Source organism: Shewanella sp. 10N.286.45.A1 (genome assembly GCF_041470405.1).
GTDB lineage: Bacteria > Pseudomonadota > Gammaproteobacteria > Enterobacterales > Shewanellaceae > Shewanella.
Window position 1 is genome coordinate 16,328 of the sequence record NZ_JBFRMK010000137.1, and the last position, 13,699, is coordinate 30,026.

Genomic DNA, 13,699 nt, shown 5'->3' on the forward strand with positions numbered 1-13,699 from the left:
TCTAGAAAAAGCATAGTAGCAAACATCACTATGGGCAAACTTTATTGTCTGAAAACGCCGTTACGGGCCAACTTTATTGCTTATGGGCCAACTTTATTGCCTCTGCACAATACTTGTGAAGCGACAATAGAGTTTGCCCGTAAGGGGGGAATGAGACAATAAAGTTTGCCCGTAACGAGCCACTTTCATCACCTTTGCTTGAAACATTTTAAATGCACTAACTCAAAAATTGCTCTTCATAATTGCAAACGATATCAGCAAGCTTGTTTAGTTCTTTTCCCAAAGCAGTATCAGGCTTCGCCCCCCACAATTGCTCTATCCGCTTAAGAGCAAACTGATGTTCGGCTGAGTTAGATATTTTACATTCCGCCAAAATATCTCTAATAGCGATTAACAGATCAGAGTCTTCTTTGAGGAAAGTAGCTTTTTCCTCATCTACAGCGTCAAAGATATTATCGTAATTGATAGATTCATCCTTTTGAGATAATGACCTATTAACCATTGATTCTGCAGTTTTTTCATTTTCAACCTCTGCTTTTAGCGATGGTTTTTTATTCATTAGGAAGTACCAACTTTAAAAATACACTAGTCTCATTATACTCAGTTTTAAAGAGTAACTCAGAACGCTATGAATATGTTTTAACCTAAGTTGAAGTATGACTTATATGAAAAAGAGCAATATCCATACTTTTTTATCAGTGTTGCTACATGAGGTAAATGCTCATGCAAAATGCAAGCAGCCCTTACCACATCATCAGTACTATTTTCAGTATCTCTTTTTTCACAACGGAGCAAATTTTTTTTCATCTCATCAAATGAGAAAAACTCAATCCCTAATGAAAGGTAAGGACCCGAAAACTCTTTGATTTGCTCTTCTGTTCCAGAAACCAAGATATGCGTTAAACCTTCACCTGTAGCAAAATATTCACAAAATCCAATAATATCTTGGCTCATACTCGCTCCTATATCTATCATCTCTAACTAGGTGGCCAAATTCACCGTACCACTACAACCATACACGATCATGAAGCTCCTTTTTATTAAAAAGAATATATTGGTGACGGTTGTGGTCACCAATATAAATTTCATTAGGATTACTCCAAGTGCACTTACCACAAAAAGTACACTTTCCTGTCATAGCGGCCTGCAAATTTCGATTTATATTTGACGGCTTTTCACAGCAATCAAGCCGCCGACTACGCACATGATATAGAGGCGAGTTATGGAGTTTACACCTCAAGGAACATAGCCAATCTAGCCTAAACCAACAAACCCCATATTCTTTTATCTGCACTTTGAAACACTCTGGACAATATCTAAGTTGAGTTTTTCCACCATATATCTTGTGTAGACCATCACCATAGTCAGCAGGGCTCCCTCCCAAAAGCACGTAATTTTTCATTTCTTCTAGATCAAAGTAACCAAGTTCATTAAATGCTGTATGCTCTAGAAGCAGGGTCTTAAACAGATGATCACTAATATAATCAAAACTGCTGCTAACTTTTTTATCAAGCTTAGGTAATATCCCTACAGCTCCAGAAGGACTTACTAGGCCATTCAATGCCCCAAGGTTATTTATAGACCCTTTACATAGTAATACACGAATGAAGTAACTATGCATGGACTCACCTTCAAAAACTATCAGCTCCAATTTGGCTTACCACCTACTAATAAACACTCTTCCCTTGACCCGGGTACTTCTCATAGATATGCATATAAATATCTGAACAAGCCTTAGGCCAAAGTTCATCATCAAAACAGTCTGGTAACTCATCAAGCTTCTCCTCGATAAAATTACGAACTCTGGCTTTCGTACGTTGCTTTTTACGCCAATCAATAACTAAAATCTCTTTCATGTTATCGACAAGGTCTTTAGCAATGCGTTTTATGTTGTTCCTCTCTTTCTCATTGAGAGGGACCACCTTAGTCATCAAGTCAAATACAGCTAACTCCTCTTCGCTAAGCCCCTCACGAACTGTTCTTTTTTCTTCATGCTTAAGATCTTGAATGTAGTCTTTAAGCTGATTAAAGAACTCTTCAGCGGTATACGCACCAAGGTTGTACTGCTCAATGAGTTCTTCAAACTTATCCTGTAGATCCTGTCGTGCTTTGTTTTTCAGCAGCATTGGTTTGAGCTTACGCTCAATAATATTTTTTAAACGTTCAGCATCCGAAGTTTTTGGTTTGTCTACCTTAGACACCATTTCAGCTAACGCATCAAAATCAATACCTGCAATATTGATGGGCTCAGGTAAATTACTCTTGATTTCAATGGTCGTGATTGATTCATCAAGTAACTCATTTACTTGATGCCTTACAACATCAAGCACATCTTCATCATCAATTGAAACACCTGACTTCTGGCGCATCTGTGCGTAAATTACATTAATGGCAATACGGTGTGGTACATAACCATTAGCATCATCATCGGGTAAAACCGCTTTGAATATACGATTAATTTGACGAACAAACGCAGTGAACTCGCCTTTTAAATCAGGAGATAGCAATATTTCACTAGCATCATCTAGCATCTGCAACTTAGTAAAGCCTTCAGCTGGGGCAGAAATAATCGCCTCTAAATCTATGCTTTGCTTCTTTAAAAATTCGTTGAGTTCAACAATAGCTGTTGCTAAAGCTGAAATCAGCTCTCGCTTATCTCGTGCAGGGCTATCAACACCGTAGCCAGCACCAGGCTCTTCAACCTGACCTCCACCATACAAGCCTAACGCTTGCTGTAAGGCGCTGAATATATTGATATAGTCGACAACCTGACCCGCACTTTTACCAGGGTAAACACGGTTAGCTCTAGCAATAGTTTGCATTAATGTGTGGTTTTTTAACGGCTTATCTAAATATAATGTTGAAACGGCAGGTGCATCAAACCCCGTTAACCACATTGCACAAACAAATACGATGCGAAGATTATCATCGGGATCTTTAAACTTCTCATCAATATCTTCTTTAACAAAACGTGTTCGGTGCTTTTTATAATCTAAGCCTTTCTTCGCTAAACGCTCTTCATCATTTTGACCACCTGATACAACTACCGCCATATCGGTAGATTCCATATTCTCAATTTGAAATTGTAATTTTGCTAAACGACTTCCCTTAGCAAAATTCACTTTCGACTTAAGGCTTTTAAGCTTCAGTTTCCAAGCATCACTCACCTTGTCATACATCTTAATGGCAGTCGCTTTATCGATAGATATCACCATCGCTTTGCCTAGCTTTGCATCATTGAATGGTGCGCGATTGATATAGTGTTCAACTAAGTCGGTAGCTATCGTTTCTAAACGGTCATCACGAGTAATGATGTGATAGGCTTTTGCAAACTCTTGCTCTAATCGATGCTCTTGCTCATCAGTTAAGTCTGACTCTTCAATAATATCAGCAATCTCTTTACCCACATCATCACTAGACAAACTGACTTCAGGCACGCGGTTTTCATAGTAAAGCGGTAATGTAGCACCATCATCTACCGCATCAGCAAAGTTATATACACTGACATAATCACCAAAGATCTCACGTGTTTTACCGCTATCGCTACTGTCAGAGTTTTTTACTGTTTCAGATAACAGGGGTGTACCGGTAAAGGCCATAAATGATGCATTAGGCATCGAGCGTCGCATGTTCATCGCTAAAGAATCATATTGGCTACGGTGCGCTTCATCAGTAATCACAATAATATCATCACGTTCAGACAGTAGAGGATAATTCCCCTTTTCATCACCTTTAAATTTTTGAATAAGAGTAAATACAAAGCGGTGATCTTCTGCTAATAACAGCTTTAATTCACTGCCAGACTCAGCCTGGCAATTTTCAGTTAATATTCCCGTAGAATGGAATGTCTTATAGATTTGGTCATCAAGATCTGTTCGATCAGTAATCAAGACAAAGGTCCAATTACCGGTATATTTACGAAATGCTTTTTTACAGAAAAACACCATAGAGAAGCTCTTACCACTACCCTGTGTATGCCAGAAAACACCTAGCTGGCCAGCGTTCTCTTTGATGTTAGCTAACCCACATAACGCCTGATTAACACCTAGATATTGATGATATTTGGCCACAATTTTAATAGTGCTTTTTTGTTTAACAAATAACATGTAGTTTTCGATAATATCGAGTAAGCGTTCTCGCTCACAGACACCACGAATCACAACTTCAAGGCTTACTCTACGCGCTTCTTGCTCACTCTCAATCTTCTTCCACTCAGCAAAATGCTCCCACTGGCTAGAGATAGTACCAACACGAGATTGCACACCATTAGAGAGAATAATGACTTGGTTAAAGTGAAATAGCTGAGGGATGGTGTTGCGATAATCACGTAGATTATCTTTATAAGCATTAAACAGGTTTTTATGGCTCGCTTTCAACTCAATAAAGACTAGCGGTAATCCATTCACAAAACCTAACAAGTCAGGTCGACGAGTTTCAATCTCGCCAGAAATACTCATTTGGCTACAGAGCAAGAAGTCATTATTTTCGGCACATTGCCAATCAATGTACCTAACGACATAATCTTCACCGTCCTCGGCCCCACCTGCTCCTAAACTAGAGTCTACGTAGGTGTAACCATCTTTAAGCAGATCATAAATAGCTTCATTAGCTGCTATATCGCTCATTGCAGTTCGGTCACGACAAATCTCATCAACAGCTTCCTGAATAACAAGTGCAGGAATACCATCATTAAGTGATGTTAGCGCTGCCAAAAGACGGTTAGTGAGCACCACATCGTTTCGAGTCTCACGGCCAAAGGCTAAATCTCCTTTAGTCTCTCCACCAAATAGCTCATCCCAACATGTAACAGTGTCCCAACCAAGATCACCAAACAGTGCAATGGTAGGTTGTTCAACTAAGCCGTCTTCTGTGTATGTCATAGATTTTTCATTAGCCCTAGATCATTAGGTTTATTATATGATGTAGTATTACCAATATAATCGTTAGCCATTTCTGACACTTGTCTGATAATTCGAACATCTGTGGATATGAAGCCAACAGGCATAGTAACTGGCAACGAGTCAGGGCGGCTTATATGGTAACAAACAACAACAAATTCGTTTTCAAGATAGAGAACCTCGATACTCCCTCCCATAAACCCTTCAATAAGACCAAAAATATTCAATGAAGAGTCACCCAAATGATTCTTCCAATACCATGAACCTTTTCGGTCAGAGGCATCAAATAATGGTAAATATATTGATGGTTGAAATACCCTTTGAGGATTTTTCCCTTTAGTTAATTGAAGTTCCTCTATTTCACTAAAACTCGATACAATACTCGATGATTTCCCCCAGTAACTATCTGATGGAGCAATCCATTTTAGAGTTCTGACCGATTTGTCTTTCGAATCACTATACTTCTTAAGCGCACTTTCCATTAAGTTAGAAATGTGTTCCCAATTCTGTTTCGCGTATATAGGTCCAACAAAAATATTTGGTTTCTTGTCATCGGACAGAGACTCTGCTGCACGATGAGCAAAAGAAACTAAGTCGACAGAAATATTATTAAATACTTCTTTTGTCCAGTGATCCCCGATGTCGTTCATCGCATGAGCAATCTCTGTGATGTTTGAGGACTTTCGATTCTGACCTAAAGTTCTAGTGATTAACTCATGTACTTCGGTAGAATCATCTAACGTCTCAAAGTCTTCCCTTTCAATGGCTCTGCCGTCAGGATCAATATAGAATTCACATGGAAGCCTTAAAGCATCTTTAGTTAATTTATTAACCGAATCCATTGTGTAAATACTAGGCCTAACACTATCCTCACTTTTAACTCCTTTTAGAAAATCTTTATCTAAATAATGATAAAACTCCTTTTGGAAAATTGATTTAGCTAACTCTTCAGTTTGAGACAGTTTTTTATTATCAACCTTTAGCTCTATTCCTCTTTTCCAGCCACCTGAACTTCGCTTGTTTCCTATGCAATTAAAACCACATAGCTCATACGATAAAGCCGTTCCTGTCTCCTGAATCGATGCAGTTCTGGGAGGTTTACCTAGTCCATCAAAGTAACTTTCAGATTGAGGAGTCAACTCTACTTGGCCAAGTTCATTGAATCGTAAATCTCCTTTGTCCATAAGATCTGAAATAGCCTCACTTACTTCTGCTTTATTCAAACCTATATAGATTGCCACTTGAGATGGCTTCATAGGAGCAAGTTGCACTAAACGTAAAACAAACTCTCGAATAAAAGACAAACCTTGCTTTGTCACATAAGAAAAGCGAAAGTTAAATCGATGTACAGGAACAATGAAATCAACTTCGTGATAATTAAGCTTCAAGTTCTCGGTCATTTTGTCACCTCTTCAAGGTTTTTATCAATATTCAAAACTTGATAGTTTAAAGGTTCTGTATTTAAGCCCACCTTCTCACAAGATGAATTGCTTGCAATAAAATCAAGAACCTGACCAAGAGGCAAGGGCTTGTTATGCCCTGTCCACATATGAGTAGAGCCCACTATCAACAATCGATCCATAGCCCTAGATATTGCAACATTGATTCGATTTGGCGCTTTTAAAAACTTAGGTTTTTTATCTTTACTGGAACGAGTTATGGATAAAATTATAATTCGGTTCTCTTTACCTTGATAACTATCAACAGTATCGATTTTAACTAGCTCCTTAAAATCATCATGCCAATCAATCTCTTTAAATTTCTGCCTAATAATCCGTTTTTGCTCTGCATACATACAAATAACACCAATTGCTGCTTCACCTTTTTTTACAACGTTTTTAAGTGATTCAACAAAGTCTGGCTGACAGGCTACCTTTTTAAGAAGGTTGATAATAATATCTGCTTCAGCACGGTTATAAATACTCATGCCTCGGTCATCACTATGGTAACTCTTATGCTCGAGCTTAGATGTATCTAACCAAGTAACTACGCTTTGCAAGGCATCTGGAGCACCGCCATAAATATCTGGTATTTGGCGTTCTCCATTTTCCAATTCACCTTTATAAAAAGTAGAAGATACTATGCTTCCTATTGGTGGAGCCATGCGATATTGAGTTAGCAAGGATGCTCCTGACTGATGACCATAAGAAGACTCAAACGCTCTGGCAAAATCGCTTTGTAATACCGAATCTATATCTATCTCTTTGTCTGCTAAACCTAGTTTTAATGCAAGTGCTCTTTTATGTGCATCAGAATATAATGGTGGTAATTGCTTGTGATCACCAACTAAAAGAACCCTCTTTCCTGACTGCATCGCTATCGCTAATTCACTCGCTATCGATCTAGCGGCTTCATCAATAATTACCCAGTCATACTGATTATCAGCAATACCTAAATGCCTTTGCCCTATACCAACACAAGTCCCAGTAACTAATTGTCGTGAGCGAGCAAAAAACTCTTCGTAGTTAACTCGCTCAGTTTCAAGTACATCTAGCATATCTCGCGACACGGCAGCTAAAGCTACTGCTCGTTTAGCCTCATCTGGGCGAACTGAAAATTGATCACACAAATGAGCAATCACATCTTGTTTCGCATCTCGTACGTCCTTTTCTGCCGAATAATTGAGGCTATATATGTTTAACAATGATTCGCGAATTGCAGCATCAAGAGAAACTACATTCTTTTTAAGTGCATGTTGTTCATCCTTCTCTAGCTTCTGCTTTTGAATAGCCTCAAGAGATTTACTTAACGTTTCAATCTGCTTAAACAGAGTTAGTTCAGCTTCTACAACCGAAGAGATAAATTCCTCCTGAAGTCCCAGAGCTTGTGCCAATGCCTCGACACGGTATTTGGATTCAGCTCTGAACAATTCCCTTTTTTCTGCAATAATCGCATTGGAATAGACGTCTTTAAGACCTGTTGAAACAGCTCTTTCACGGTTACTAAAGCGAACTACATCTAAGGGTGTATTAAGTCTCACACAATGCTTACGAATTCTTTCAGCGGCAGTATTTACAGCCTCATGTGATTGACTAACCAATAAGATATTTTTAACATTCTGCTTTTCAACCAAATAGTGAACAAAAGCAGCAATAAACTCTGTTTTACCTGTACCTGGTGGTCCTTGAAGTAAAGACAAAGGGCCGTTGTTAACTAATTTTGAAAAAGCACTGCGTTGCTGGCCATTAAGACTAATTTGATTACCGTGTTCATCTTTCCGATCGTAGCGAGCAAAGTCTTCTTCAGATACTTCTATGTCATACTGAGTTGCGCCGGTATCACAATCAGGGTCGAAGTATTGCGCTAAATTACTAACTACACTTTCATGATCCAATATTCTCTCAAGTGCAGCTTTACGTTTAACATATGAAGCTTTATCAGCCCGAGTCCTAAAAAATACTTGATCACCATCTTCTAAATATTTGGCCTTGAACCCAAATTTATGTAACCTTATTTCGTTCAAAGCACTTTGTTTAATTCGAACTTCACCTAAACGAAACTCTTCATCACCTTTCACTTGTAAGGCCTCAACGATATCTGTTTTCGTAAAGCTGCCTAGAACATCAACATCTGAAGAATAAGGCAGAATCAACTCATCATCAGTATCCTTGACTGGTGAAGTACCACCAATAATTTCAATATATGGATAAGCCTCAGTTTCTGTATCTAAAACGGCCTTCCACAATTTTTCTGTCGAAATTATTAATTTTTCAGGACTCTCATCACATTCAATAGCTTCAAAAGCCGACTTTAGTTGGGCCGTTAGTCCATCAACCTTTAGCTCTTCTTCTGGTCGAAGAACTGTTTCAATGGTTCTATTAAAAGCTTCATTCCCTGCAACTTGTTTAGTTAACTGCGACAGTTCCATTGAAGAGCCAGAGATGATTTGAATAGGGAAGTCTAAGATTAACTGACATTTCTCAATATCAGATTTTCGATGACTATCTCTCTGTGCTGGCGGAAAACCAACAATAAAGGCTTGTTCAATAGTGGTATAAACCACACCAGCTCGTCCGCCCAGACCATAGAAATTAATTATCGCATCAGTGTCATTTTGCTTGCTCTTCTCAACATGCACGTACAGTTCACCATTATCGGGGTAAATTGTAAGCGTCTCAAATGCACTTTTTGCATTACAAGTAATGACTATAGGTTTTATCGTTGTTACTGACACTGGATTTAATGCTTGCTTGAAACGGAATAAATCTCGAAATCCCGCATTAAAATCCTCTAATTCAACCATCATAGCAGTAGTAAGAGCCACAAATTCTGTCGATGATGTTCCCCACTCAATACCAAGCAATTCACAACTTAAGCGCATAACGGCAAAGTTGTCTCTTTCAAATCCTGTGCAAGCGTCAATATTCTCAGGACTATACCGGGGACTTTTTGGCTCTTTGCCATCCAAGCAAAAATCAGGAATATCAATCAATGAAAGTTGAATATCTTGTATTCCTCGATATAGGAGGATGTTTTTAGGTTGCAAGTCACCATGATATAGACCTAAACCATGAAGATGCTCTACGGCTTCAATTAATTTATCAATTACTGTGAGTTTTTCTTTTGAACCCACAAAAAACTCATCCCAATGCTTACCTTCTGCTTTATCAGTTACTAAAAATAAACTGGAGGATTTTGTTGCTATGCCATATTCCCTAATACACGGTAAATAGGGAGGGTTTACAGAGGCTATTTTCTCTAAACGCTTAAGAAAGTGCAGAACCTTATAGCTCAATGATGGCTCATCAACAGATGGATTAACATTCAGCCAAGCTTTAACCATCAAACCATCCGAGACATAAACTTCTTTTTCATCAGTCTCTACAATAAAATCATCATCTTCTCTAAACTGACGAGAATGATTGATATTTCGCCTAAAAGGCTCTAATTCACTATCATCAAAGTCAAAAGTACTTTCACTACTTGGTTCTGCAAGTTTCAACGCATCAAATAATTCACCAGCATCTAAAAAGCACTGACCTTCAATAGCGTCAGACAAAACGCTTCCGTACCAGTCCTCTGATCTTGATAGTTTGTCATGTAATTGTGCAATGCTCACTTTTGACACACGCATATCATTTAGTACGTGCCAGCAAATAATACCTAGAGCTTTCACATCATTTTGAAAGGGGGATAGACCACTCTCAAGATCAGCATCGGTAACTGACAGCTGCTCGCGATAGTCGCCAACTGTGCCAGCAGGTTGATGATAAGCTGAAATGAAGTTCGAAAGTGCTATCTCTTTCCCTGGTGAGATCCATAAGCTGTGATCGGCAAGATCTCGATGTGCAATTTTCATTTTATGAAGATCAGCAAACTTAGCTACCAGCAGCTTAACTAGGTTGTTTCTATCGGTATCAGAGAAATTTTTACCAAACTTACCTATAAACTCATTAAATCGACTGTGACTCGGAGGAAGTTCAAAAACTTCATTGAACTCTGTCGTTACGTCATCTTTTTGTATATTTGTTAATGAACGTAAACAATGCTTATATAGATCATGGTTTTGATGCTTGATGTATCCAAGAACCTCACGTTCACGTGAAACAATATGGTATCGCCCTTCAGGCGTACTACCTTTGATACCTTCAAAATTGTTGAAGTTCCACACGCGTAACAGTGCTTCATCCTGCTGCGAAGAGTCAGATTTAGCTAAATATTCTTTATAAAGTTTAGTTGGATGCTTATCAAATATGAGGGTGTCTTCTGTATAGCCGTTAACGCTTATCTGTTTAGGGGCTGTAAACTCTTCACCAAAGACCTTATCCAGAACATCAAAGTCTTGATTAAGAGTTTTGATATTATCGTACGGTCGGAATCGCTCATTAAACTTAGCTTCATCTGCAAACTCAAGAAGCTGCTGTAAGGTGATAGTATGCTTTCTATCTTTTTCTGAAATATTTTTGAAGTCAGAATTTCCACACATCACAACAAAAAAATCAATCCAAGGTAGTTTCTTGCTCGTTAGTCGATGCTTTATCTTACCCAGCTTATTTTTTAGCAGATAGACCTTATTTTGTGTGACACTAACAGGCGAACGCCCCATATCTTTATCATTTTTAAACCACTTATCACCATAAGACTTAATGTCACCATGATTCCAATCTTTTAGCTCAATGATAAGGACATTGCAGTGAGTCACTATAACTAAATCAAACTCGCCCTCTTTTCCGCTACAATCAACGTATCTAAACCCCGCATACCCTTTCCACGGGAACATAGTAGAGCCGCCAATACTACGTAGCTGGTCTTGCATCGAGCCGCCACGTTGAGGCTTTTTGCCTGTCATCTTCGGCTTACAAAAAGCAGCTTTGATTCTGTCGATCGCTCTAATCTCTTGAGCTTGCAGCCCGCCGTCCCACAGCTTAATTTTCAAAGGGTTCTCCTAATCGAGATATTAACTTAATTTTAAAACTATCAGATACCACGTAGTTGATTATTAACTGGAATCAACTTTTAGTAGCGAATACGGTATTACGTATCATGTGTACAGCTTCAGTTCAGAAAATAGGTAGGCTCTAAACTAAAAATGGCTTACAGGAGTCGTGTATTGATGATAAATCGTCTTTGAATGGCATAAATCGTCCTTGATCATGTTTATATTGGAAATTTTTATCTTAATATAAAATAATGGCTTAAGAAGCTAAAAATAAACTACTTAGCTCTCTTAAGCCTTGAGAAGCAGATAATTAACCTTCAATCTGCTTATCGATAACCTGTTGGATAAGAGTCATTGCATAAGGCAAATCTGCAACCTGAGTGACTTTAAGCTCTACATCGCCATTGCCCCAGCGACCAATATTGGATACGTCTTTGCACAATCCTTTTGGATCATGGATCTCTGTATACTTACAGTTTAAAGACAGGCGCAAACCAGAAGCTTGAGGCACAACATCAACAACATTAGTATCAAGCTTAAACGCTACGTAGAGCTTTAAAAACTCCTCTTTAATACTTTCATCTAACGATAAAACCTGGGCCCTAAATTTTTGATAAAGCTCTTTAGATGCACCGATTGAAATATAAGGATGATCCTCTAAGCTGTATGAGGATTTTTGCTGTTCTTTAACCTGATACTTTGCTAGCGCGTCTTTATCTAACTCAGGGTATATCCATACCCCAGCCATTTTTTCACTGAGAATTTCAGTTCGATGTAAAATCTTTTCTTCATTCCAATTTTCAAGCAAGGCCAGACTTTTATTCAGCTTTAACGGGCTTTGAGCAAAGCCACCTTCCATATTGCGCTTTACTATAAATGGCTTATCACTCAACTCTGAGTTATAGCCCGTTAGCGTTAGGTTTCCTATCGTGTGAAGGTATGTTTCATGGACTCTTTGCCACTCTTCACCTAGCTCTTCTTGCCATAAGCTAGACAAGTTCTGATTCTGCGGCATAACGTGCTCAATGGTATAATCTTCAACAATCACACGTTCTTTTCTACCATAATTTTCTAGACGACGAAGCCAGTAGGATCGACTACGAATGTTATACATATCTTTTGAACTTAGATAACGCTTAAACTCTTCATTCGATGGAAATCTTCTGTAACTGGTTAACTTAAGCAGCTCTGCCTTAAAGCTCTCCACATACTTGTCTTTCTTTAAAGTTTTACTAAACCCTGCAAAAGTTTTGTTCAGCGAGTTAGTCGGAATGTCACAAACATAACGTCGAAAAACATAGCTTTCGATAAAACGAATACAAAGTTCAAACTCATCGGCAGACAAGATTTGAAAATGATAATCATGGTAAAGCTCAAGGATTAATGGGTACGCAACATCGACCTTATAGGCATTAATATCCTTAAAGGCTGCCAATAGTTTGGTGTTTTGCTCTAACTCTCTAACGAAAGCGATATAAAATTGAGCATGCAAGTGAACATCAGCTACAACTTCAGAGATACTCATATCCAACGAAGTGGTGTACTTCTTGAAACCTTCATAGACATCACTGAGCCTAGGTGGCTTACCTGTTTTTACGGTTAAGTAGTCCCGCATAAACTGGTTGAACATCCAGTTGTTCTCACCATTACCAAAGTCACTCTCCATCGGGAACCAATGGTCAGTATATAGTTGGTTCTGCTCTTTTGGTTCTAAACCCATTAACACGTAGTTTCGAATCAGATCAGCTTGGCTCAAATCTAAACCAGTAGAGTTTAAACTTTCGAAAATAAGTTGAGGATTGTCTCTTTCACGATCTAAAGCAATATCGACAATGATCAGCTTTTGTAAGCCCAAGTAAACTTGATTCAACTGCTCATTAGTTTGGCTTTTCAGCTTACTTTCGAACATTAAGAAGTTTTGAACAACTCTTAATGAAGATTCTTCATCGTTAATTTTTTTACCATCAACAATATCTCGTAGCGCTTGATCATCAGCTTTGGTTAAAATCAGTTTATAAAATAACTCACCATCTTCAGCATCATTGCAGAGATAGTATTTCTTAAGCTTTTTTGCATTGGTGCCATCAACAACAAATTCATCACCATTATCTATTCGTGATTGAATCTCTCCAGTCAATGCAGCAATCAAAAGTGTTGTAGAGGTAAGCCGCTGCTGTCCATCAATGACGAGTAACTGAGGGACATCGCTGTGGCTATATAAGCCACGTTCAACGTAAACGACAGAACCAATAAAGTGTGCCTCTAAATCGGATGAGCCAGCGCTAACTATGTCTTTCCATAACTGCTCACATTGAGCAAAGGACCAACTGTACTGACGTTGGTAAATAGGAATAATAAATTGTGCTGACTTTTGTAAAAACTTGAATAGTCTTGTTTCTGTTGCTTTCATTGTTTCTATTTT

The 13,699-nt window shown here is 38.4% G+C and carries 7 protein-coding genes; all 7 read right to left on the minus strand.

Going from position 1 to position 13,699, the window contains the following annotated elements; genetic code table 11:
• Positions 1–217: 217 nt before the first annotated feature.
• The gene (locus tag AB4238_RS11260) at positions 218–559 is read right to left on the minus strand and encodes a hypothetical protein (protein ID WP_372033531.1); all 342 of its coding nucleotides are present in this window, start codon (positions 557–559) and stop codon (positions 218–220) included.
• 80 nt (positions 560–639) lie between these two features.
• Entirely contained in the window at positions 640–954 is a 315-nt protein-coding gene (locus tag AB4238_RS11265) for a hypothetical protein (protein WP_372033532.1), read from the minus strand.
• 52 nt (positions 955–1,006) lie between these two features.
• Entirely contained in the window at positions 1,007–1,621 is a 615-nt protein-coding gene (locus tag AB4238_RS11270) for a hypothetical protein (protein ID WP_372033533.1), read from the minus strand.
• 46 nt (positions 1,622–1,667) lie between these two features.
• The gene (locus AB4238_RS11275) at positions 1,668–4,880 is read right to left on the minus strand and encodes a type I restriction endonuclease subunit R (RefSeq protein ID WP_372033534.1); all 3,213 of its coding nucleotides are present in this window, start codon (positions 4,878–4,880) and stop codon (positions 1,668–1,670) included.
• On the minus strand, positions 4,877–6,298 hold the full coding sequence (locus AB4238_RS11280) for a hypothetical protein (RefSeq protein WP_372033535.1): 1,422 nt from the start codon (positions 6,296–6,298) through the stop codon (positions 4,877–4,879). The genes AB4238_RS11275 and AB4238_RS11280 overlap by 4 nt, the downstream gene beginning before the upstream one ends.
• On the minus strand, positions 6,295–11,274 hold the full coding sequence (locus AB4238_RS11285) for an AAA domain-containing protein (RefSeq protein WP_372033536.1): 4,980 nt from the start codon (positions 11,272–11,274) through the stop codon (positions 6,295–6,297). The genes AB4238_RS11280 and AB4238_RS11285 overlap by 4 nt, the downstream gene beginning before the upstream one ends.
• A 313-nt stretch (positions 11,275–11,587) precedes the next feature.
• Positions 11,588–13,687 (minus strand): DUF262 domain-containing protein, encoded by a 2,100-nt coding sequence (locus AB4238_RS11290; RefSeq protein WP_372033537.1) that lies wholly within the window; start codon positions 13,685–13,687, stop codon positions 11,588–11,590.
• Between the last annotated feature and the right edge of the window lie 12 nt (positions 13,688–13,699).

Coding starts and splice junctions, on each gene's coding strand:
- AB4238_RS11260 (WP_372033531.1), bottom strand. CDS start 559: ATGAATAAAAAACCATCGCTAAAAGCAGAGGTTGAAAATGAAAAAACT.
- AB4238_RS11265 (WP_372033532.1), bottom strand. CDS start 954: ATGAGCCAAGATATTATTGGATTTTGTGAATATTTTGCTACAGGTGAA.
- AB4238_RS11270 (WP_372033533.1), bottom strand. CDS start 1,621: ATGCATAGTTACTTCATTCGTGTATTACTATGTAAAGGGTCTATAAAT.
- AB4238_RS11275 (WP_372033534.1), bottom strand. CDS start 4,880: ATGACATACACAGAAGACGGCTTAGTTGAACAACCTACCATTGCACTG.
- AB4238_RS11280 (WP_372033535.1), bottom strand. CDS start 6,298: ATGACCGAGAACTTGAAGCTTAATTATCACGAAGTTGATTTCATTGTT.
- AB4238_RS11290 (WP_372033537.1), bottom strand. CDS start 13,687: ATGAAAGCAACAGAAACAAGACTATTCAAGTTTTTACAAAAGTCAGCA.